The organism is Pigmentiphaga sp. NML030171, from assembly GCF_002188635.1.
GTDB lineage: Bacteria > Pseudomonadota > Gammaproteobacteria > Burkholderiales > Burkholderiaceae_B > Pigmentiphaga > Pigmentiphaga daeguensis.
Map to the genome: position 1 here is coordinate 41708 of NZ_NINX01000050.1, position 20928 is coordinate 62635.

Genomic DNA, 20928 nt, shown 5'->3' on the forward strand with positions numbered 1-20928 from the left:
CTATGCTTGGCGGGTCGCCCGGCGCGGCCTCTGCTGGCCCATGCGCCGCCGCCGTTCCCGGAATGCCCGCGCCATGCCCCTGTTCTACCTACGCAGACTGACCGCCGTCGAACGCACGCCCCAGGCCAACCGCCATCTCGCCTATTTCCTGGCCTTCGTCGCCGGCGCGGTGAACGCGGGCGGTTTCCTGGCGGTGCAGCAGTACACCTCCCACATGTCCGGCATCCTGTCGTCCATGGCCGATCACCTGGCCCTGGGCGGCATCGCCTTCTTCCTGCAGGGGCTGGCCGCGCTGCTGTTCTTCGTGCTGGGGGCCGCGACCTCGGCGGTGCTGATCAACTTCGGCCGCCGCTCGCGCCTGGCCAGCGAGTATGCGCTGCCGCTGCTGCTGGAGGCCGGGCTCCTGTTGAGCTTCGGTCTGCTGGGCGGCAACATCGAGCAGTTCCGCTGGCTGGCGGTGCCCGCGACCGTCATGCTGCTGTGCTTCATCATGGGCTTGCAGAACGCCATCATCACCAAGATCTCGCGCGCCGAGATCCGCACCACCCACGTCACGGGCATGGTGACCGACATCGGCATCGAGCTGGGCAAGCTGTTCTACTGGAACGTCTCGCGCGAGGCCGATCCGGGGCATTTCGTGCGGGCCGACCGCGCCAAGCTGCGCGTGCTGAGCATGCTGGTGGGGCTGTTCTTCGCCGGCGGCGTGGGCGGCGCGCTGTCGTTCGCCTATTTCGGCTTCGTGTCCACCGTGCCGCTGGCGGTGCTGCTGGGCCTGCTGGCGGCGATGCCGGTGGCCGAGGACCTGCAAGGGTACTGGCGGCACCACTAGGGGGTGCCGCGCGCGGCGGCGTGATGGTCACGCGCCCTCGGCCTTGAGCGCGCAGTCGCGCGCGTAGGCGTCCTCGTGGTCGGCCAGCACGTTGGGCACCAGCACCTTGAAGGCGGGCTTGCCGCCCGTGCCTTCCACCACCTGGTAGATGTGGTAGTTCTGGACAGGGTAGTTGTTGCGGTTGAACCGGAAGGGGCCGCGCACCGACTTGAACGGCGCGCCGCGCAGCGCGGCGGCCAGCGCGCGGCGGTCGGACACGTCGCCCGAGCGGGCGCGGACGGCGGCGTCGATCAGCATGGCGGCGTCATAGCTGAACGCCGCATAGGACGTCGGCGTGCGCTTGTACTTTTTCTCGAAGGCGGCGACGAAGCGGCGCGACTCGTCGTTGTCGGCGCCGGGCTGCCAGGATTCGGCCACGATGGCGCCGACGCCGGCCTTGCCCATGGCGTTCACGCTGCCGGGCTCGACGGTGTGCACCGAATACATGGGCAACTTCTGCAGCATGCCGAACTGCTGGTACTGGCGCACGAAGCTGACGCCCTGGCTGCCCGGGAAGAAGGCGAACAGCCCCTTGGCGCCCGAGTTGCCGGTGGCGGACAGCTCGGCCGAGAAGTCGAGCTGGGTGAGCGGGGTATAGGTTTCCTGCGCGATCTTGCCGCGATAGAAACGCTTCAGCCCGGTGACCTTGTCCTTGGAGCCCAGGAAGTTCGGCGCGAGGATCGCGATCGGATCGATGCCCTTGTCCTGGAGATACTTGCCCATGGCCTCGGCGGTGGCGTCGCTCTGCCACGAGGTGATGAAGAGATTGGGCTTGCACTGCGCGCCGGCCGTGGGCGAAGGGCCGGCCACCGAGCCGATGAAGGGGATGTCCGTGCCGGCGATCTTCCCCTGCAGGGCCATCAGGACGTTGGCGTAGGTCAGCCCGGTGACCACGTCCACCTTGTCGCGGTCCAGGAGCTTGGTCAGCGCCTGGACCGCGATCTCGGGCTTCATCTGGTCGTCTTCCCGGACGACCCGGGTGGCGACGCCGCCCAGTTTTCCCTGCATTTGCTCGACGGCCAGCATGAAGCCGTCGTACTGGTCCTGTCCCACGTCGGCCGACGGGCCTGACAGGGTGGCCAGGAATCCTATCCTGAGTTCGGCCGCCGCCGTGCCGCAGGCGGCCGCGGCGGCCAGGCCGAGGGTCAATGCCAGAGTGCGTCGCATGTGTGTCTCCCTTGTTGAATGTCCTGCCCGCAGCCCTATTGGGGCATGCCCGCATGCCTGCGGACCGGGCATCACCGTGCTTTATAGTTGTGCCGTTGGTTGGCCAGTATCCGCGCCTGCCGGCCCGCCATCCATGGGCCGGCGGTGATTCCAGGCTATTAGCGGAATTGATAGTTTTTCCTGGGTTGCGACCGGAGCCGCGACGTGAAAGACCTGAATCTGCTGTATGTGTTCGAGGCGCTGTGGCGCGATCGCTCGGTTACCCTGGCCGCCGAGAACCTGGGCGTGACGCAGGGGGCGGTCAGCAGCGCGCTCAAGCGCATGCGCGAGGAGTACCGGGACAAGCTGTTCGTGCTGGCCGGCCGCCGCATGGAGCCCACGGCGCTGGCGGCCGAGATCGCGCCCGCGCTGCTCGAATCGCTGAACGCGATACGCAAGACGTCGGGCATGTTGTCGTCGTTCGACGCGGCGCAGTCGCGGCGGGCCTTCACCATACGCACGCGCGACGTGGGCGAGGTGGTGGTGCTGCCCAGCCTGTACACCCGCATCGCCCGGGCCGCGCCAGACGTCAAGCTCAACGTCGTGTTCGCGCCCATCGACGAGACCGTGCAGGGCCTGTCGACCGGCCGCATCGACGTCGCGCTGGGCTACCTGCCGGCGCTCGAGCGCAACATCCACCGGAAGGTGCTGTTCAAGCAGCGCTACTTGTGCCTGATGCGGCGGGACCATCCCATCGCCAGGCAGGAACTGACGCAGAAGCGCTTCGTGGCCCAGCAGCACCTGCTGGTGGAGTACGCCGGCAGCGGCCACATCCTGCTGGAGCGGGCGCTGAACGAGGTGGGCGCCCGCGACCGGATCCAGGTGCGCATGCAGCAATACCTGGCGGCCCCGCACCTGGTGCTGAACTCGGACCTGATCTGGACCTGCCCGGAGTCGCTGGTGGTGGAACTGTGCAAGTATTTCCCGCTGGCGGTGAAGCCGGTGCCGCTGCCGCTGGGCCATTTCGAGGTGGCGCTGTACTGGCATGACCGTTTCCACAAGGATCCGGCCAGCCAGTGGTTCCGGGCGCAGGTGGTCGACTGCATCGACGGCATCGGCTTCCGGCCCTGAGCGCAGGGCGTGCGCGCGCGGGTTCATTGCGCGATGGTGAAGCGGAATTCGCCGATGTGCTCGATCCATTGCCGCACGACGTCGCCCGGTTTCAGGAAGCGCTTGCGCGCGGCGCCCACGCCGGCCGGCGTGCCGGTCAGGATCAGGTCGCCCGGCAGCAGCGTCAGGCGCGAGCTCAGGTGGGCGATCTGATCGGCGATGCTGAACAGCATGCGCGACGTGTTCGAATCCTGCATCAGTTCGTCGTTCACCCACAGCTTCATGGCCAGGTTCATGGGGTCGGGCACGAAGCGCGCGGGCGTGATGGCGGGGCCGATCGGGCAGGCGCCGTCGAAGGATTTCTGGCCTATCCAGTCCCACTTGAAGGGCGAGCCCTCGGCCACGCCGGGCCGGCCGAAATGGCCGCGCGCCGACAGGTCGTTGGCCACCACGTAGCCCGCCACGTAGTCCATCGCCTCGTCCACGGCCACGTCCTTGGCGGTCCTGCCCACGATCACGCCCAGTTCCAGTTCCCAGTCCAGCTGGGGGGAGCCGTTCGGCACGCGCACCCGGGCCTCGGGCCCGACCACCGTGGCGCCCGAGGCCTTGATGGCGTGCCAGGGCATCTGGCCCGCGCCCTTGGGGTCGATCTCCAGCGGCATGGACAGCTCGCGCTGCATCTCTTCGACGTGGTCGCGGTAGTTGGCGCCGGCGAAGTAGATGGTGGGCGGGTGGGGGTGCGGCGCGAGCAGGGTGGCGCCGCGGACCGGTTCGCGGCCCGGCAGGTCGCCGGCCAGCACGGCCAGCTTGCCGTCGGCGCGCGGCCAGTCGTCCAGCACGTCCTGCACGCGCGGGTAGCGCGGCGAGGCGTAGATGTTGCCCTCGTGGAGCAGGCCGGTACGGCTCTGGCCGTCGTGCAGGAAGGTCACGAGCTGGATCATGCGTCACCCTGGTTGCGGATCTTGAGTTCTTCCAGCGAACCGATGTCGGCGGCGTCGTCCATCGAGAAGCGGTCGCCGAAGTCGAACAGGTCGTCGTGCTGGAAGCCGTTGTCGTAGCACTGCAGCTCCCACCAGTTGTGATCCAGGTCCTCGAGGTAGAAGGAGTACACGCCGTGCATGTCCTGCACCGGCAATACCTGGCGGATGCCGTACTTGTCCTGCAGGCGCACGGCGTCCGCGTGGGCCTGGTCCACGGCCTCGCGGCTGGGCAGGTCCAGGCCCCAGTGGTTGAGCAGGTTGGCGGGATGGACCTGGTCGCCGACCTCCACGCAGATGATGTGGAAGCGCATGGCCAGGCGCACCGCCATGGCCGGCTTGCCGTGGCGCACGCATTCCAGTCCCAGGAATTCTTCGTAGAACCGGCGCGAGGCCTTCAGGCTGTAGCACTCCAGCGTGCCGTGGCCCAGACAGAAGGGCTTGACCACGGAGTCGTGGGCCGGCGTATCGACCCTGCAATTTTCGGGCAGCATGATGTCTCCTTGTTCCAAGGCGTGGGTACGGATGTCAGCGCTTGTCGGCGGCGGTCAGGAACGCGTCGGCGAAGAATTCGTCCTGGGGCAGGCCGCAGCGCGCCACGTAGTCGCGGCGGGCCGCGTCGACCACGACCGGCGCGCCGCAGGCGTAGACCTGGTGGCCGGACATGTCGGGGAAGTCCTCCATCGCGGCCAGGTGCACGTACCCCGTGCGCCCGGTCCAGGCGCAGGCGGGCGTGGGCTCGCTCAGCACGGGCACGAAACGCACGTGCCCGTGCCGGTCGGCCCACGATTGCGCCAGATCGTGCAGGTAGAGGTCGCCGCGCCTGCGGCCGCCCCAGTACAGCGTGATGGGGCGGCGGATGCCGCGCTCCAGCGCATGTTCGATCAGGGACTTGATGGGGGCGAAGCCCGTGCCCGAGGCCAGCATGATCATGGGCTTGTCGCTGTGCTCGCGCAGGAAGAACGAGCCGAGCGGGATTTCCAGCTTGTGGATCTCGCGCAGCTTCATCGCGCCGAACACGTGGTCGGTGAAGCGTCCGCCCGGCAGGTGGCGCATGTGCAGTTCGACCTGCCGGACGCCCTCGTTGTTCGGCACGCTGGCGATGGAATAGCTGCGGCGGGTACCGTCCTGCAGCAGGATGTCCAGGTACTGGCCCGCGCGGAACAGCGTGGGCTCGTTCATGGGCAGGCCCAGCGTGACGATCATCACGTCGTCGGCGGCCCGTTCCATCTTCAGCACGCGGGCCGGCATGTATTTCGAGCGGATGGCATCGGCCGGATCCAGTTCGTTCACCTGGACTACCAGGTCGGTGAGCGGCGTGGCCTTGCACAGCAGCGCGTAGCCCTGGCGCTTGTCGTCCTCGTCCAGGCAACTGGGATGCACGTCGCCGTAGTCGACGCGGCCTTCGACGATGGTGGCGCGGCAGGTCCGGCAGATGCCGGAGCGGCAGCTGTAGGGCATGAACAGCCCGTTGTCGAGGCCGGCCTTCAGCACCGGGGTGCCGGGCGGGCAGGCGTAGGTGTGGCCGCTGGGATGCAGGGTGATGGTGTAGTCCATGTCTCTCCACCTGCGCCCGGTACGTCGCCGCGGCGCAGTCATCGTGTTCGACGCCAGTCTAATGACGGTCGGCCCGGGGAACTATCGTTGAAAGAGAAGGCTTGGTATTAGCAGCATTAATGAAGGGGCCGTCCGCATGGACGTGCCGGGACGAGGACGCCTGGGCATTCTCGCGATGGCGCAACTATTGATAGCAGCAATAGATGGCGCGCTTCGGGGGCCGCCGGTCCGGGCCGCGCCTGCGCCGTATACTGCCCGCTTGCCAGACGCAGACAACCAACCAGGGCATTCGATGGAGCCGTCCGCTATCACCCGATCTTCCGCATTCCTGCAAGCCAACGACGAAGGCAGCGCGACCAGCTTCCGCTGGCTGCTGGGGCAGTCCAAGACCTTGACGCTGCCGGAACAGATCGCCGCCCACGTGGGCGACCGCATCCTGAATTCCGCCATCGAGCCGGGCGAGTGGATACGCGAACAGGACCTGGCCGACGAGTTCGCGGTCAGCCGCAGCCCGGTGCGCGAGGCGATGCGGCTGCTGGAGAAGGAAGGCATCGTGCGTATCCATCCGCGCCGGGGCGCGCAGGCCACGCAGTTGTCGCTGAAGGAAATCGAGGACCTGCAGGAAGTGCGCCAGGCCCTGGTCCGCGTGGTGGCGCGGCGCGTGGCCGCCCGGTCGTCCCCCGAACTGGTGGCGATCCTGGAGGCGGGCGTGGCCCAGCTCGCGCCGCTGGCCGAGGATCCGGCGGGTGGCGATGCTTTCGGCGAGACGCTGTCGCGCCTGACGCTGTGCTGTGCCGCCCACAGCGGCAACGACCGCCTGTTCACGCTGATCACGTCGCTGTCGCTGCAGATGTCGCGCTATACGCGACTGGGCCTGCGCTCGGTCGAGCGCCGCAAGCGTTCGCTGGCGCTGTGGCGCAAGTCGCTGCAGGCCATCCGCAAGGGTGATGCCGACGAGGCCGAGCGGCTGTGGGCCGCCCGGCTGGACGAGAACAGCGCGGAGATCCGCCGCCTGCTCAAGGACAGCGGCGCCGCGTAGCGCCGGGCCTGGATCGGCCCGGGACGCGGCGCGCGCCGGCCGCCTAGCGCGCCCCCAGGCTGGAGCAGCGGTAGCTGTCGGCCGACAGCGGGTCGCCACCGCCATAGAGCGGGAAGGCCGGATAGCGGCACATGGGCCGCGAGGCCAGGACCTTGTGCGGCGCCGCCGTGTCGCGCCGGACCTGCACCAGGGCATCGGCCGGCGCGACGCCCGCGTCGGCCCAGCGGTCCAGGGTGTCCAGCGTATCGTGCGTGGTGGGGACTTCCTGGCCGGTGGTGCGGCTGGCCGCGCGGCCGCCGTGCGACGAGGCGGGCGAGACATACAGCCGCAGGAACTTGTCGGCGTCGGACTGCCCCATGCGCGCGACGACGCTCTCGTAGTACTGGATGCCGGCCGCAGGGCTTTGCGCGAAGTCCCCGGTGTTCTCGCGGATGATCAGTTTGCCGCCCCGCTTGAAGAAGGCCGACAGGTCGGGGTTGGTGGAGTCCATCCATTCCGAGACTTGCCGGATGCGGTCGGCGTAGGCGAGGAGATCGTAGCCGCGCACGTCGAAGGCGGGGTCGCGGGCGATGACGTAGCGGGCGTAGCTGCTGCCATAGATGACGCCTCGTGCGTCGGTGGCTGCCGGCGTGGGCACGGAAGGGACCTGCCCGGTGCTGATCCAGCGGCCGATGCCTTCGCCCCCCGGCTGTATCTCGCCGCCGAACATCCGGCCCGGATAGGTGGTAATGCCGTTGGCGAGCGGGAAGGGCATGCGCACGGGTTCATAGGCCGCCTTCAGCGTGGCGAGCTGCGCATCCGACAGGCAGGTGGCACCGTCGCCGCCGTCGGGACAGCGCAGCGCCTGGAGGTCGAACCTGGCCTGGCAGCCCAGGTAGTCGCTGACCACGCCATCGGCGATGCCGTCCAGCGCGTCGCAGGCGCCATTGACGGCGTCGGCCACCAGCTTGATGCTGGCCGTATCCAGCGTTCCGCCGTGGAACTGCGGCTGGGTGAAGGCCAGGAAGCCGTTGAAGAGCCCGGTCCATTGGATGACGGGGACGACCGACACGATGCCGTCGAAGTCCTGCGGGTAGCGCTGGGCCATCGTCAACCTCTCGCGTCCGCCTTCCGATCCGCCGAAGAAGTACTGCTTCCTGGGAGCGCGCTGGTAGAAGCGCCTGAAGACTTCGTGCGCGACGTCCTTGACCTTCTTGTAGGACTCGTGGGCGAAGTTGGCGAACATCTCGTCATTGAGCGCGAACTTCGCGGGGTCCGTGGCAAGGTAGGCGGCGGCATCGTGCCCCGAGTCCGTGCCGAACGTGGCGTAGCCCTGGGCCAAGGGCAGCGGCTGGCCGGCGGGGGCGTCGCGCAGGGGGTCGAGCCCGGTGACGAGGGTGCCGTTGAAGCCGCCGCCCCCGACCATCAGCGCTTTCTCGTTCCACGACAGCGGCAGGTTGATCTGGAAGCGGATGGGATCGGCGCCGGCGCTGCGCGCCGCGATGGCTCCCCGCACCTGGCAGTATTCCGGCAGGCCCGTGGCATCGCCGGCCGCCACCAGTTGGGCCGATGCCAGTGTCGCATCGCCGCTGGGCAGGCCGAGCAGGCGGCCTTCCACCTTGGTGCCGGCCAGCGCGGGGCAGGCCGTTCTCAGCGCCGCCTGGTCGGGCGGCGGCGCCGTGCCGGACGTGTCGCCGCCACCGTCACCGCCGCAGGCCGCGACGGCCAACGCGAAGCTGGCGCCGAACAGGAGTCCGGGGCGGAGCCGGCCGTGCCGGGTGGGCGTACGGGGGGCTGTCGTTGTGTGCATGTCTCCTCCTTGCCTGGATGTCATGGCCCATGGACGGCTTTCCATGGGTTGTTGATGAAATTTAATTCATGTTTTCGGGAAGTCTGATGCATCTTCGTTCCTCTTGCAATTGGAATCATGCCTATGCCCAGGTGGGTGGCAGGCGTATTCAACCAAGTCCTTAAATTGTCGACAATGTTAAGATGCTCAAAATTAATGCCACGAAGGAGACGACATGACGACCCGACCATTGCAACCCATCGCCGGTCCCGAGGTGTGGAGCGGCGACAGCCTGGCCGGCACCAGCGACTGGATCTGGCGCCTGGCGCCGGAGGAGATCCGCGAGCTGGCCGAGGCCACCGCCACGGCGCGAGCCAAGGGATTGGAGCCGACCCGGTTCGAGGCCGCCGACTTTCCCATTCCGCGCATGGCCGCGCGCCTGGAAAAAGTCCGCGGGGAACTCGAGGGCGGACGCGGTTTCGCCCTGTTGCGCGGCCTGCCCATCGCCGACTACACGGACGACGAGGCGCGGCTGCTGTTCTGGGGCCTGTCCGTGCACCTGGGCGAGCCGCAGGAGCAGGATGGCGCCGGCAATCGCATGCACAGCGTCACCAATACCGGGATGAAAGTGTCGAACGACAATTCGGTGCGCAGCTACCAGACCGACGACGAACTGACCTTCCACAACGACGGCGGCGACGCGTTCATGCTGTTGTGCCTGCGCACCGCGCGGTCGGGCGGCGTCAGCAAGCTGGTCAGCGTCGCGACGCTGTACAACGAGGTGCTGCGGCGCCGGCCGGACCTGGTCGGCGTGCTGCAGGAGCCGTTCCATTTCGACACGCGGGGCCAGCATCGCGGCGGCTTGCGCATCCAGACCGTGCCCATCCTGAACTTTTTCGAGGGCCGGCTCAGCGCCCTGTACAAGCGCCGCTACCTGAAGCTGGCGCAGGACCTGCCCGGCGTGCCGCGCTGGACCGATGCCCAGGCGCAGGCCATCGACCTGGTCGAGGAAATCTGCAACGACCCCGCGGTGCAGCTGAGCTTCAGCATGGAGCCGGGCGACATCCAGATCGGCAACAACTATTCGGTGCTGCATGCCCGCACCAAGTACCAGGACCATGACGACCCGGCTCGCCGGCGGCACTTGCTGCGCGCCTGGCTGACCCTGCCCAACGGCCGGCCGCTGCCGGCGGTGTTCGGCCAGACGCGCGAGTTCGCCACGTCGTACGAGCGCCGACATGGGCAGGCCGCCGTGTCGGCTTCGTGAGGAGAGGGCGATGATCACCAAGCATCTGTTGGCCGCCGCGCTGGGCGGCATGCTGCTGGCCGCTCCGGCGGCGCGGGCGGACGACGCCTTTCCGTCGCGGCCCAGCAGGCTGATCGTGCCCTATACGCCCGGCGGCAATACCGATCTGCTGGGGCGGGTGGTGGCGCAGGGGCTGTCCCAGCTCTGGGGGCAGTCGGTCGTGGTCGAGAACAAGCCGGGCGCGGCCGGCACGATAGGCGTGGAGATGGTGGCCAAGTCCAGGCCGGACGGCTACACCACCGTGCTCGGCTCGTTCGGCAACATCCTGGTCGCACGCAGTTTGTACAAGAGCCTGAGCTACGATCCGGCCAAGGACCTGGAGCCGGTGGTGCTGCTGGCCACGCCGCCGGTGGTGCTGGTCGCCAACGAGAAGATGCCGTTCGATGACGTGAAGGGCTTGATCGAGTATGCGCGGCGCAATCCGGGCAAGCTCAACTACGGTTCGTCCGGCAACGGCTCGTCCAATCACCTGTTCGGCGAATTGTTCGCGTCCATGGCGGGCGTCAAGCTTACCCACGTTCCCTACAAGGGCAGCGGGCCATCCGTTTCGGACACGATCTCCGGACAGATCCAGTTGAACTTCGCGCCGTTTCCGCTGGTGCGCGAGCACATCAAGGGTGGCAAGCTCAAGGCGCTGGCGGTGACGAGCGCGAAGCGCTCGCCGGTGCTGCCCGACGTGCCCACGGTGGCCGAGGCCGGCCTGCCGGGTTACGAGGCGGTGGGATGGTTCGGGCTGATGGCCCCCGCGGGCACGCCCAGGGCTGTGCTGGACCGGATCAACCGCGACGTGAACCAAGTGCTGAAGTCGCCCGCCATCCGGGAGAACCTGGCCAGCGAAGGCGCCGAGCCGGCGGGCGGTTCGGTGGACGACGCGCGGCGCTCCATCGCCGAGGGCGAACGCAAGTGGGGAGGGCTGGTGGAGAAGCTGAACATCCAGCTTTAGCCGCCGGCGCTACTTCAACTGGCTGAGCGTTTGCACGGCCTCGCGCAGCGGTCCGATCAGCTTGTCGGGATCGAAGCGCGAGGCCGGCGTGACCAGGGACAGCGCGGCGATGCACGCGCCCTTGGCATCGAACACCGGCATGGCCACCGACTGCACCCCCGGCGTGTCGGTGCCTTCGGAGACGGCGTAGCCCCGCGCCGCGATCTCCTTGAGCAGGGCCGGCCTGGCCAGCACGGCACCCTGGCGCTGGAGCATCTCGCGGTAGGCGGGGCTGGAGAAGGCGGTCAGCACCCGGCCGGACGAGCTGTCGTTCAGGGATAGCAGGGTGCCGACCTTGACGTCGGCGCGCACCGCCACCTGCTGCGCTTCCACGCGGCGCACCAGCCGCACGCAATTGCCGTTCAGGACGGCCAGCGAAGCCGTTTCCCCCACCTGCAGGACCAGCTCCTGCATCACGTGCGCGAACCGTTCCCCCAGGTTGGCCTGCACCAGCGCGGTCTCGCCCACCAGCGCCGCGTGCAGCGACAGGCGGTAGCTGCCCTGTTCCGTCTGTTCCAGCCAGCCCGCTTCCACCAGCGTCAGGAGCTTCTGGTAGGTCGTGGCGCGGCTGCTGCCCGAGGCGGCCGCGAGTTCCATCAGTTTCATGGGCCGGTCGGACTTGCCCAGCAGATCCAGCAATTGCAGCGTCTTCAGTACCGAACTGAGCGGCCGGACGCCGCCGGCCTCGCGCGCTTCGAGCATGGCGCAGCTTCCTCGTCAGAAAAATTCTTGCATTCGCGGATGGGAAGTATAGAATGATTTAAATAGAATCATAAGTATTCTAATAGAATACAATATCAGGAAGCCGGTTTTCCCGATGCGCCGCATGGCAGGCGCGATGACGACAGGAGCATGCATGGACTTTGCCGACGTGGAAGAGGCCGCCGTGGCCCAGGCGCAAGCCGGCGCCCCGGCCGGGCGCGAGCCGCGCATCCGCAGCGCGGATCTGTTGATGACGCCCGCCCGCATGGGCGTGATGCAGGCCAGCCGCCTGAGCGTGTCCCGGTTGCTGATGGCCAAGGCCATACGCGAGCGGTGGACGATCGAACGGGTGCGCTGGCAGATCGACGACCGGGCGCGCGGGACGGCGCTGTACCGCATCGACACGGGGGCGATGCCTTTCGATTTCATCGTCCATTCGTTCGAGCCCAGGATGGAAGGGCGGGCGGGCCGTATCATCGGCCGCGCCTGGGACATGATGGCGGCGCTGGTCGAAGGGCCGGTGTCCGAACGCGACATCCGCATCACGGGCGAGGAAATTCCCAAGCTCTACGCCGGCCGCGCCACGCCGGGCACCTTGATCTGGGCCCGCTCGAACCGTAGCGCACGCGTGTTCAACCACACGGTGGAGTCGCTGGCGCAGGGGCGCCAACCCGACGTGCCCACGCTGGCCGACGTCTGCTACCTGATGCGCAACACCGGCCTGGATGGCAACGGCACGTTCGGCACCCGTTCGTTCCGCGCGCTGGAAAGCACGCACCCGCTGCGGCGTCCGCTGGACGCGCAGATGTTGTGCGCCTACATGATGCGGGTGTTCTCGGTGGACCTGGTCAATCACCTGGCGCGTTGCGCCTCGCCCGCGGCGGTGCGCCTGGCGCCGGAGATCGAACGTTTCCTGGGCGTGGGCAACGCGTCGGCACTGGGACTTATCCTGTACGTGAACAACCATCCCAAGCTGGTGCACCACTGGGTGCTGGCGCGGGAACAGGCCATCGTGGGCGCCAAGCGGCTGCGCGTGGCGGCCGGCGATGCGAAGCTGGCGCTGCTGTTGAAGCTGCTGGACAAGGCCATCGCGTTCCGGCGCGAGGACCGCATGGATTACGAACAGTTCACGGCCAGCGCGGACATCGCCGCCGACCTGGCGGCCATCCGGGCACAGGTGCAGGCGCTGCACGACACCGGCACGGTGCGGGGCAGCGTCGAACGCTATCCCTTGTCCGCGCTGTGCGACGCGCTGGACGGCACGGTGCACGAGGAAGCCTACGAAACCTTCCTGGGCCTGCTGACCGAATTGGTGCCCGAGCTGTGCGACCGCCTGGCCGAGGGCCTGGCGGTGGACGAGGAATACGCGACCGATCCGTCGATGTCCATCGGCCATCTGCGCGACCTGCTGCATGCCGAGTACGGGTGGGCCTTCGACATCGACCTGGAGTCCGAGGGGGCGTCGAAATTCGTCTGGTACAAGTCGGCCACGGCCGAAGAACCCCGGCGGGGTCCGCGCGCCGAAGCCGGCGAGGTCTTCAACCTCGGGCTGGACCTGCCGCGCCTGGTGGTGGGGCTGGACCGCGAGATCGCCCAGCGTCCGCCGGCCACCAGCGTCGCGCGCTTCCTGCTGGACAAGCCTGAATACCGTTTCATCGTGAGCCGCGTGCAGACGCTCAGCGGCATGGCCTTCCACTCGCCCCGCGCCAACATCATGGGCGAGCACTTCGTGCCGTGCGAGATCACGCGTTTCATCAACATCGGCATACACGGCATCGACAAGACGCGCGATTACCTGCAGCGCAACCTGCGCGGCGTCATCTACCAGGGCGCGCCCACCGCCGCCGACATCGCAGCCGGCGCCGATCCCCATTGGTTCTATCCCCAGGAGCCCGTCCTATGAACAGGCAAGCCGCCGATTCTGCCCGCGTGTTCGATGTGTCCGTGCGCGAGGCGCGCATGTGCATAGACCGCATCCTGCTGGTGTGCCGCCTGCCGCCCGGCTACGTGCACGGCGTGAGGGAAGTGGTGCTGCTTTCCCAGTCCATGGGGCTGGGCGGGTTCCGCGCCCTGTATGAAGGCCATGAACGGCTGCGCGAAGGCTGGCTGGACCGGGTGTCGGTGGTGGATGCCGATGACGGCGCGCTGGTCGTGGACGGCGGCGGCATCCACGCCTGGGTGCTGCTGCCCACCCTGATGGACCTGGGCGTGGAGCGCGCCCGGTCGGCGGGGCGGGCCACGCTGCGCGTGTCCGGCGTGCAGGACCTGCACGAGTTGCACGTCATGGCCGGGCTGGGCCGCCGCTACGGCATAGGCGCCGAAGTCTCGCAGCCCGACGAGGCCACGGGCCAGGGGCCGAAGGCGGTGGTGACGCTGTTCAACACCGCGCGGCCCCTGGGCATCGACGAATGGGATCCGCTGCTGGCCCAGGCCATCCGCCACGGCTATCCGGTCGACGGCGGCTTGTGGCGGGCCATCCACGCCTTGTCGAACGAGGCCCTGGCTCCGGACTCGGTGGTCTCGCGCCGCCATGCCGGGCCGGTCATCCTGCGCGACGACGGCACGCTGCAAGGCCGCCCGCCGGCCGACGACGACATGGACCTGAACATGCTCCGCCATGTCCCCTCCAGCCAAGGATGCGCGTGACGCGCGAAGGACGATGCAGATGAACAACGTCAATGGACAGGCCGGCATCATCGTCGACGGATTGTCGATGCCGGTGCCGGAGCGGCGCTGGTTCGAGGAATGGCGCGAAGCCGGCATCGGCTGCGTCAACACCACGGTGGCGGTGTGGGAGAACGCCGCCGAGACCCTGGGCCTGCTGGGCAAGTGGCGCGTGGTGCTGGAGCAGAACCAGGACATCGTCGCGCCCGCCGCCAGCGTGGCCGAGATCGAGGCCGTGGCCGCCTCGGGCCGCACGGCCGTGATGTTCGGGTTCCAGAATACCGCGCCGGTGGAGCACAACCTGGACCTCTTCGCCATGTTCCGCCAGCTGGGAGTGTGCGTGATGCAGCTGACCTATAACTTGCAGAACTACATCGGCTGCGGCTACTGGGAAGAAAAGGACACCGGTATCTCGTCGCGGTTCGGCAAGCTGGCACTGGAGGAAATGAACCAGCTCGGCATCCTGATCGACCTGTCCCATTGCGGCGAGCGCACGACGCTGGAGGCCATCCAGATGTCGGCCAAGCCGGTGGCCATCACGCATGCCAACCCGCGTGAATACGTGGGCACGCCGGTATATGGCGCGGGCCGGCTCAAGCAGACCGAGGCCTTGCGCGAGCTCGCCCGGCGCGGCGGCGTGATCGGCCTGACGCCCAATCGCAACATGACCCGGCATGGCGCGGCGACGACGCTGGAGCAGTTCGGCGACATGGTGGCGTGGACGGTGGACCTGCTGGGGATCGACGCGGTGGCCATCGGCACCGATTACTGCCCCGGTCATCCGCGTTCGGTACGGACCTGGTGGCGCTACGCGAAGTGGTCGCGCCAGAGCGCGCCGGCCAAGGAGATGGAGATCGCGCCGCACGAAGGCTGGTCGGAGTGGATGCGCACGCCCGCCGGCGTGCAGAACATCATTGTCGAACTGGACCGGCGAGGCTTCGGCCGGGCCGACATCGACAAGATCATGGGGGGCAACTGGATGAGGCTGTTGCGTGAAACGATAGGCTGATTCGTCGATTGAGGAGCTGGGCCATGAACCGAATGCTGCGGTGTGCGTTGGGGGTGGGAGTGGTGGCGGTACTGGGCGTGGCCTCGTACGCCCGGGCGCAGGACGAGACGTTTCCGAGCCGGCCGATCCGGCTGCTGGTGGGGTTCGCGCCGGGAGGTGGGACCGACGTGGTGGCGCGGGTCATCGCGCCCCGGCTGTCCGAGATCCTAGGCCAGTCGGTCGTGGTCGAGAACAAGCCGGGGGCGAGCGGCATCGTGGCCGGCGGGATGGTGGCCAAGGCGCCGGCCGACGGCTATACCTTGATGATGGGGGTGGTGTCGGTCAACACCATCCTGCCGCATCTGTTCAACAACATTCCGTACGACACCGCCACGGATTTCGCGCCCGTGACGCTGACGGCCTCGGTGCCGCATTTCATCGCCGTGCATCCATCGGTGCCGGTGCACAGCGTGCCCGAGCTGATCGCCTACGCGAAGGCGCATCCCGGCGAGCTCAGTTTCCCGTCCGCCGGCAGCGGCACCACGCCGCACATCGCCGGCGAGATGTTCAAGAGCATGGCGGGGGTGCAGTTGCTGCACGTGCCGTACAAAAGCACCGGGCAATCGATGCCGGACCTGCTGGCGGGGCGCCTGCAGGTCGGGTTCGATACCTATCCGACCACGGCACCCTATGTGAAGACGGGCAAGCTGCGCGCGCTTGCCGTGACCGGCGCGCGCCGGCTGGCGGAATTCCCCGACCTGCCCACGGTGGCCGAGTCGGGCCTGCCCGACTACCGTTTCGCCACCTGGTACGGTGTGTTCGCGCCCAGGGGCACGCCGGCCGCCATCGTCAATCGCCTGCACGACGGCATTGCCAAGGCCATGGCGGCGCCCGACGTGCGCGAGCAATTGGTGAAGATGGGCGTGGACGGGACCGAGACCATGACGCCGGAGGAGTTCGCGGCGCTGGTGCGCGCCGACACGGAGCGGTTCGGCAAGCTGGTGAAGGCGGCGGGCGTGCGGGTGGATTAGGGCGCGCAGGCCCCCGTTCCGGCGGGATGGGAGGCCTGCGGTGCGGGACTACGGGTTCAGAATGGCCTGGAGCACGACGCCGGTGGCCACACCGATCAGGAAATAGTCGGCGCCGACGTTGATCCAGTGGTAGCCGCGGGGAGGCGGGGACAGGCGATGCACGCGCCAGTTATCCACCACGTACTGCGGCCCGCGATAGGGGTAGGGGACGCGGTCGCCCTTGGACCAGTGCCGATAGGCGGGATCTCCGGGCCCGCGTCCCGGCGGGCCCCGGTGGTCGTGGCCAGGCGCGCCGCCCGGGCCGCGCCCCATGTCGTGGCGGGGGCCGGGCCCCGGATGGCCCATGCCGGGATGTCCCGGTCCGCCATGGCCAGGGCCGCCGCCGGGCCGTCCGCCGGGAGGGCCGCCCTGCGCGTAGGACGCGGTCGAGGCCGCGAGCAGGATACCGGTCAGCAGATGCGCCAGCAGACGCTTGGGTGCCATGATGATCTCCTTGAGGCAGTGCGACGCCCGGAACACAGGCGTTGCGTCGATTCTATGCCTCGCGCATGGCCGCGCCAGCCCCGCCGGGCCATGCAGGTATTGCAGCGTGTTTCAGCGGATCGGCCTCATTCCACCGTGACGTTGGCGGCGCGCACGATGTCCTTCCATTTCAGATAGTCGGTCTTGAGCAACTGGGCGAACTCCTCGGTCGACATGGCTTGCGCCTCGGCGCCCTGGGCGTGGATGGCTTCGCGGGTCTCGGGCTGGGCCAGCAACTTGTTCACCGCGGTGTTCATGGTGGCGACGATCTCCCTGGGCGTGCCGGCGGGCATGAACAGGCCGTACCAGGTACTGACGTCGAAGCCCTTGTAGCCCAGTTCGGCGACGGTGGGCACGTCGGGCAGCGAGGTGCTGCGCTTGGCGCTGGTGACGGCCAGCGCGCGCAGCTTGCCGGTCTGGATCTGCGCCATGGCCGACGGCACCGAGGAGACCAGCAGATCGACGTTGCCGGCCAGCACGTCCATCATGGCGGCGTTCGAGCCCTTGTAGGGGATGTGCCGGATGTCGATCTTCGCGGCGTCCTTGAAGATCTCGCCGGCCAGGTGGATGGTGGTGCCGCTGCCGGGGGATCCGTACGTAATGGAGCCCGGCGCGGCCTTGGCCGCGGCGACCACGTCGGCCAGGGTCTTGAAGCGGGAATTCGCCTGCGTGACGATGACGATGGGCGTATAGCCGACGTGCGCCACCGCGACCAGGTCCTTGGTCGGATCGTAGGCCACGCTCTTGTACAGCCAGGGCGCGACCACGAGGTTGTCCTTCTGGCCCATCACCATCTCGTAGCCGGTGGGCGCGGCGCGCAGGGCGGCGGCGATGCCTATGGTGCCGCCCGCGCCCGCGCGGTTCTCGGCCACGATGGTCCATTTCTCGGACTCGCCCAGCCTGGTGGCGACGAGGCGCGAGAGGATGTCGGTGCCGCCACCCGGCGGGAAGGGAATCAGCAGGCGGATGGGCTTGGCGGGATAGGCCTGGGCATGGGCGCCGGTGGCGGCCAGCGCCAGCGCGGCGATGGCAAGGCATTTGCGGAACATGGGATGTCTCCTTGTTCTGGGGGCGTCAAGCATACCGGAAACGGCCGCGGTCTCCGGTCCGGCCGGGCGGCCGTGGCGGACGATTCCGCACGGGGTGATGGAAAACAAGCGTTATTTCCTGGATCATGGGGGAATTCCAATCAATAGAATATCGGGGCGGATCGTCCTTCCCCCTGCGCGCCGGATCGGCTTCGCGCCTTTCGGGGGAAGACCGGCCCAGCCGTGGAGGAGGGAGCGCGTGCCCCCGCAGTACAACAACAGCCGGCGGAAAGTCGGCACGAGGGAACCCGCCAACGACGCGAGGTTCCCGGGCGGCCTGGAGCCGGAGACGGATTTCATACGCTACGCGCTGGACTGCGCCGCCATCGTGGCCAGTACCGATGCCCGGGGCACGATTACCTATGTCAACGCGCGGTTCTGCGAGATCAGCGGCTATACCCGGCAGGAATTGCTCGCCTCCAACCACCGGATGCTGAAGTCCGGCCTGCATGGCACGGCGTTCTTCCGCGCCATGTACCGCGAGATCGCCCAAGGCCGCGTCTGGCATGGCGAGATCTGCAACCAGCGCAAGGACGGCTCGCTCTACTGGATGGAAACGACCATCGTGCCCCGCGTCCTGCCGGACGGCACGGTGGACAGCTACACCTCGATCTGCCTGGACATCACCGAGCGCAAGCTGCTCGAGGACGCCTTGAGGACCAGCAAGGAGAGCCTGCGTCGCATCGCCTATGTCGATCCGGTGACGGGGCTGCCCAATCGCAGCTGGTTCCACCAGCACGTGGCGTCGCTGGTCGGCGAGTGCCGGCGGACAGGAACGGGCTTTCACCTGGGATTGATGGACGTCGACGCCTTCAAGGAAATCAACGATTTCTTCGGCCACCTGGCCGGGGACGAATTGCTGCGCGAGGTGGCCCGGCGGCTGAGGGCGGTGGACGACCCGCGCCTGTCGGTTTCCCGGATGGGGGGTGACGAGTTCGGACTGGTCCTGGCCGGCGCGACGGACGACGAGGCCACCGAGGTATTCGAGCGGGCGCTGGAAAGCGTGCGCGATCCCTTGCGCATCGCCGAGACGTCGCGGCGCTGTTCGGCCAGCCTGGGCGTGTCCGCGTTTCCCGGGCATGGCGAGGACAGCGAAAGCATGTTCCGGGCCGCCGATCTGGCGCTCTACCATGCCAAGTCGCTGGGCCGCGACCGCCTGGAATGCTTCCAGCCCAAGCTCAGGGAAGTGGCGGAGCGCAAGTCGGAGCTCCTGGCCGAGATCGAGACGGGGCTGCGGCGCGACGCGTTCGAATTGCATTACCAGCCCATCGTTCCCGTCGCGCCGGGCGGCAAGGTCGCGCTGGAGGCGCTGATGCGGTGGCGGCATCCGCAGCGCGGCCTCCTGCCGCCGGCCGCGTTCCAGGAAGGCTTCGCCGATCCCGCGGTCCGCGCGGCGCTGGGGATGTTCATGCTCGAGCGAGTGTTCCGGGACGTGGACGCGCTGTACGCGAGGAACATCCGGCTCGGGCGCGTGGCGATCAACCTGACGAACTCCGATTTTCGTTCCGAGGCCTTTCTCGACCGCTTCTTCGCGCTGGTCCGCGACAGCGGGATCGGGCCGGACCGGTTCTGTGTCGAGGTGACGGAAAGCATGTTCCTGGGCCTGAACCAGAAGCGGGTGGAGGACGGCCTGCGCCGGCTGCACGAGGCCGGCGTGGAGATCGCCCTGGACGATTTCGGTACGGGCCATGCCTCGTTGACGCACCTGCGCCTGCTGCCCATCGACCGGCTGAAGATAGACCGCAGCTTCGTCGCCAACCTGGTGGCGTCGGCCGAGGACCAGGCCATCGTGCGGGGCATCATCGACATCGCGCACAGCCTGGGCAAGACGGTGACCGCCGAGGGCGTGGAAACCGCGGAACAGGCCAGGCTTCTGTCCCGCATGGGGTGCGACCTGCTGCAGGGATGGTATTTCGGCAAGGCCTGCGATGCCGGCGGCCTGTCCGACGTGCTCGACATGATGCCGCCGATCGGCGCTCCCGCGCACAGGCCCTGACCGGAGGGGCCGCAAGGGCATGGACGCCAAGTCGGTCTTCGCGACGGTTGCACTGATGGTGCTGGCCAACGGGGCCGTGCTGGCGAACGTCTACCGAGGCCTTCCGTGGACGCTGCGGCCCGCCGCCATCCGCTGGCAGGCCGGAACGGCCCTGGTCGCCCTGGGCAGCGGCTTCTTCGCGTTCGGCAGCGGCATGCCCATGCCGGTCATGGTGACCCTGGCGAACGGCACGCTGCTGTTCGGCCTGGGTTCCTACCATCGGGCGTTCGAGCGTTTCTACGGCCGCCGTTCGTCGCCGGTGGACATCGTGATCGCCACGGCCGCGGTGGCCGGCACGTTCTGGCTGTCGGCCATCGAGCCGTGCTTCATCTGCCGCATCGGGCTGACGTCGGCCGCCTGGTCGCTGCTGCTGCTCCGGTCGATGTGGCTGCTGCACGAGATGCGCACCGAGGACGAGTCCCGCAGCCGGCGCATGCTGATCGTGATCTATGGCCTGGTCGTCGTCTACGTCATCGGCCGGGTGGCCGTCTACCTGCATCTGGACGTGCCGCGCGAGGCCACGATCGCGACCAACGACTACGGCATCAATCTGGTCTCGCCCATGTTCGTGGCCCTGCTGCCGGTGATCGGCACCACGGCGTTCGTCCTGCTTTGCGCCGAACGGGTGAAGCGTCAACTGGAGATCGCGGCGGCCACCGACTACCTGACCGGCCTGCCGAACCGGCGCACGCTGGTCGAGGACGGGAACATGGCGTTCCGCCGGACGCGGGCGACCGGCGCCGGCCTGGCGGTCGGGGTGATCGACATCGACCATTTCAAGAGGATCAACGACACCCACGGCCACGGCGTGGGCGACGAGGTGCTGGCCTTCACCGCGGATTGCCTGAAACAGGCGGCGCGCAAGGGCGACCTGGTCGCGCGCACGGGCGGCGAGGAGTTCGTGGTGCTGATGGACGACCTGGACCTGCCGGCGGCAGTCGCGGCGCTCGAGCGTATCCGCGTCGCCGTGGCGGACAGCCGCTTCAGCATCGACGGCGCGCCGGTGCCCATCACGATTTCGGCAGGCGTGGCCAGCTGCGAGCCGCGCGACCGGGATTTCGACGACGTGTTCCGCCGGGCCGACCGGGCGCTTTATCTGGCCAAGCTGGCCGGGCGGGACCGCGTGAAGCAGGCGGTGGCCTAGG

General features: G+C 68.3%; 19 protein-coding genes. 11 read left to right on the plus strand and 8 right to left on the minus strand.

Translation table 11 applies throughout. The features are described from left to right. Nucleotides 1–73 precede the first annotated feature (73 nt). Nucleotides 74–829, plus strand: a complete 756-nt coding sequence (locus tag CDO46_RS24530) for a YoaK family protein (protein ID WP_087841192.1) — start codon at nucleotides 74–76, stop codon at nucleotides 827–829. A 27-nt stretch (nucleotides 830–856) separates the two neighbouring features. On the opposite strand, the gene CDO46_RS24535 is transcribed toward CDO46_RS24530, so the two are convergent. Continuing rightward, complete coding sequence (locus CDO46_RS24535; RefSeq protein ID WP_087841193.1) at nucleotides 857–2035, minus strand: ABC transporter substrate-binding protein; 1179 nt, start codon at nucleotides 2033–2035, stop codon at nucleotides 857–859. Between the two features lie 204 nt (nucleotides 2036–2239). Between CDO46_RS24535 and CDO46_RS24540 the strand changes: the two genes are divergently transcribed. Further along, the gene (locus CDO46_RS24540) at nucleotides 2240–3145 is read left to right on the plus strand and encodes a LysR family transcriptional regulator (RefSeq protein WP_087841194.1); all 906 of its coding nucleotides are present in this window, start codon (nucleotides 2240–2242) and stop codon (nucleotides 3143–3145) included. A 23-nt stretch (nucleotides 3146–3168) separates the two neighbouring features. On the opposite strand, the gene CDO46_RS24545 is transcribed toward CDO46_RS24540, so the two are convergent. From CDO46_RS24545 to CDO46_RS24555, 3 genes are read right to left on the minus strand one after another with little or no spacing between them, the layout of a single operon-like run. Then, entirely contained in the window at nucleotides 3169–4065 is an 897-nt protein-coding gene (locus CDO46_RS24545; RefSeq protein WP_087841195.1) for a fumarylacetoacetate hydrolase family protein, read from the minus strand. Then, complete coding sequence (locus tag CDO46_RS24550; RefSeq protein ID WP_087841196.1) at nucleotides 4062–4595, minus strand: VOC family protein; 534 nt, start codon at nucleotides 4593–4595, stop codon at nucleotides 4062–4064. Before CDO46_RS24550 ends, CDO46_RS24545 begins: the two co-directional genes overlap by 4 nt. Nucleotides 4596–4629: 34 nt before the next feature. Then, entirely contained in the window at nucleotides 4630–5658 is a 1029-nt protein-coding gene (locus CDO46_RS24555) for a CDP-6-deoxy-delta-3,4-glucoseen reductase (RefSeq protein ID WP_087841197.1), read from the minus strand. A gap of 292 nt (nucleotides 5659–5950) precedes the next feature. On the opposite strand from CDO46_RS24555, the gene CDO46_RS24560 reads away from it, so the two are divergent. Next, a complete protein-coding gene (locus CDO46_RS24560; protein ID WP_176400842.1) occupies nucleotides 5951–6697 on the plus strand; it encodes a GntR family transcriptional regulator in 747 nt (248 codons plus the stop codon). Between the two features lie 43 nt (nucleotides 6698–6740). On the opposite strand, the gene CDO46_RS24565 is transcribed toward CDO46_RS24560, so the two are convergent. Continuing rightward, nucleotides 6741–8486: a tannase/feruloyl esterase family alpha/beta hydrolase gene (locus CDO46_RS24565; protein WP_087841199.1), complete on the minus strand. Its 1746-nt coding sequence runs from the start codon at nucleotides 8484–8486 to the stop codon at nucleotides 6741–6743. A 214-nt stretch (nucleotides 8487–8700) separates the two neighbouring features. Here CDO46_RS24565 and CDO46_RS24570 point away from each other — a divergent pair, with 214 nt between their 5' ends. Further along, entirely contained in the window at nucleotides 8701–9732 is a 1032-nt protein-coding gene (locus CDO46_RS24570) for a TauD/TfdA family dioxygenase (protein ID WP_087841200.1), read from the plus strand. Nucleotides 9733–9742: 10 nt separating this feature from the next. Next, nucleotides 9743–10714, plus strand: a complete 972-nt coding sequence (locus CDO46_RS24575) for a tripartite tricarboxylate transporter substrate binding protein (protein WP_165963267.1) — start codon at nucleotides 9743–9745, stop codon at nucleotides 10712–10714. 9 nt (nucleotides 10715–10723) lie between these two features. Here CDO46_RS24575 and CDO46_RS24580 read toward each other — a convergent pair whose 3' ends face one another. After that, a complete protein-coding gene (locus CDO46_RS24580; protein WP_087841202.1) occupies nucleotides 10724–11455 on the minus strand; it encodes an IclR family transcriptional regulator in 732 nt (243 codons plus the stop codon). A 154-nt stretch (nucleotides 11456–11609) separates the two neighbouring features. Between CDO46_RS24580 and CDO46_RS24585 the strand changes: the two genes are divergently transcribed. Genes CDO46_RS24585 through CDO46_RS24600 form a run of 4 tightly spaced genes read left to right on the plus strand, consistent with a single transcriptional unit; the run spans nucleotide 11610 to nucleotide 16138 of the window. Beyond that, nucleotides 11610–13358 (plus strand): hypothetical protein, encoded by a 1749-nt coding sequence (locus CDO46_RS24585; RefSeq protein ID WP_254914676.1) that lies wholly within the window; start codon nucleotides 11610–11612, stop codon nucleotides 13356–13358. Further along, nucleotides 13355–14101: a hypothetical protein gene (locus CDO46_RS24590; protein ID WP_087841203.1), complete on the plus strand. Its 747-nt coding sequence runs from the start codon at nucleotides 13355–13357 to the stop codon at nucleotides 14099–14101. The genes CDO46_RS24585 and CDO46_RS24590 overlap by 4 nt, the downstream gene beginning before the upstream one ends. A gap of 19 nt (nucleotides 14102–14120) precedes the next feature. Then, a complete protein-coding gene (locus CDO46_RS24595; protein WP_165963266.1) occupies nucleotides 14121–15128 on the plus strand; it encodes a dipeptidase in 1008 nt (335 codons plus the stop codon). A 23-nt stretch (nucleotides 15129–15151) separates the two neighbouring features. Further along, nucleotides 15152–16138 (plus strand): tripartite tricarboxylate transporter substrate binding protein, encoded by a 987-nt coding sequence (locus tag CDO46_RS24600; RefSeq protein WP_087841205.1) that lies wholly within the window; start codon nucleotides 15152–15154, stop codon nucleotides 16136–16138. A 48-nt stretch (nucleotides 16139–16186) separates the two neighbouring features. Here the strand turns inward: CDO46_RS24600 and CDO46_RS24605 are convergent, their stop codons facing one another. Next, nucleotides 16187–16621, minus strand: a complete 435-nt coding sequence (locus CDO46_RS24605; protein WP_087841206.1) for an RcnB family protein — start codon at nucleotides 16619–16621, stop codon at nucleotides 16187–16189. A 125-nt stretch (nucleotides 16622–16746) separates the two neighbouring features. Beyond that, a complete protein-coding gene (locus CDO46_RS24610) occupies nucleotides 16747–17709 on the minus strand; it encodes a tripartite tricarboxylate transporter substrate binding protein (RefSeq protein WP_087841286.1) in 963 nt (320 codons plus the stop codon). 238 nt (nucleotides 17710–17947) lie between these two features. Between CDO46_RS24610 and CDO46_RS24615 the strand changes: the two genes are divergently transcribed. Next, nucleotides 17948–19744 (plus strand): bifunctional diguanylate cyclase/phosphodiesterase, encoded by a 1797-nt coding sequence (locus tag CDO46_RS24615; RefSeq protein WP_132980301.1) that lies wholly within the window; start codon nucleotides 17948–17950, stop codon nucleotides 19742–19744. 19 nt (nucleotides 19745–19763) lie between these two features. Beyond that, on the plus strand, nucleotides 19764–20927 hold the full coding sequence (locus tag CDO46_RS24620) for a GGDEF domain-containing protein (RefSeq protein ID WP_087841208.1): 1164 nt from the start codon (nucleotides 19764–19766) through the stop codon (nucleotides 20925–20927). Nucleotide 20928: the final 1 nt, after the last annotated feature.

Bases quoted from the DNA above. Each gene is read 5' to 3' on its own strand.
- CDO46_RS24570 (WP_087841200.1), top strand. From the start codon at position 8,701: ATGACGACCCGACCATTGCAACCCATCGCCGGTCCCGAGGTGTGGAGC.
- CDO46_RS24610 (WP_087841286.1), bottom strand. From the start codon at position 17,709: ATGTTCCGCAAATGCCTTGCCATCGCCGCGCTGGCGCTGGCCGCCACC.
- CDO46_RS24575 (WP_165963267.1), top strand. From the start codon at position 9,743: ATGATCACCAAGCATCTGTTGGCCGCCGCGCTGGGCGGCATGCTGCTG.
- CDO46_RS24560 (WP_176400842.1), top strand. From the start codon at position 5,951: ATGGAGCCGTCCGCTATCACCCGATCTTCCGCATTCCTGCAAGCCAAC.
- CDO46_RS24535 (WP_087841193.1), bottom strand. From the start codon at position 2,035: ATGCGACGCACTCTGGCATTGACCCTCGGCCTGGCCGCCGCGGCCGCC.
- CDO46_RS24590 (WP_087841203.1), top strand. From the start codon at position 13,355: ATGAACAGGCAAGCCGCCGATTCTGCCCGCGTGTTCGATGTGTCCGTG.
- CDO46_RS24565 (WP_087841199.1), bottom strand. From the start codon at position 8,486: ATGCACACAACGACAGCCCCCCGTACGCCCACCCGGCACGGCCGGCTC.
- CDO46_RS24585 (WP_254914676.1), top strand. From the start codon at position 11,610: ATGGACTTTGCCGACGTGGAAGAGGCCGCCGTGGCCCAGGCGCAAGCC.
- CDO46_RS24545 (WP_087841195.1), bottom strand. From the start codon at position 4,065: ATGATCCAGCTCGTGACCTTCCTGCACGACGGCCAGAGCCGTACCGGC.
- CDO46_RS24595 (WP_165963266.1), top strand. From the start codon at position 14,121: ATGAACAACGTCAATGGACAGGCCGGCATCATCGTCGACGGATTGTCG.
- CDO46_RS24600 (WP_087841205.1), top strand. From the start codon at position 15,152: ATGAACCGAATGCTGCGGTGTGCGTTGGGGGTGGGAGTGGTGGCGGTA.
- CDO46_RS24555 (WP_087841197.1), bottom strand. From the start codon at position 5,658: ATGGACTACACCATCACCCTGCATCCCAGCGGCCACACCTACGCCTGC.
- CDO46_RS24550 (WP_087841196.1), bottom strand. From the start codon at position 4,595: ATGCTGCCCGAAAATTGCAGGGTCGATACGCCGGCCCACGACTCCGTG.
- CDO46_RS24620 (WP_087841208.1), top strand. From the start codon at position 19,764: ATGGACGCCAAGTCGGTCTTCGCGACGGTTGCACTGATGGTGCTGGCC.
- CDO46_RS24530 (WP_087841192.1), top strand. From the start codon at position 74: ATGCCCCTGTTCTACCTACGCAGACTGACCGCCGTCGAACGCACGCCC.
- CDO46_RS24605 (WP_087841206.1), bottom strand. From the start codon at position 16,621: ATGGCACCCAAGCGTCTGCTGGCGCATCTGCTGACCGGTATCCTGCTC.
- CDO46_RS24580 (WP_087841202.1), bottom strand. From the start codon at position 11,455: ATGCTCGAAGCGCGCGAGGCCGGCGGCGTCCGGCCGCTCAGTTCGGTA.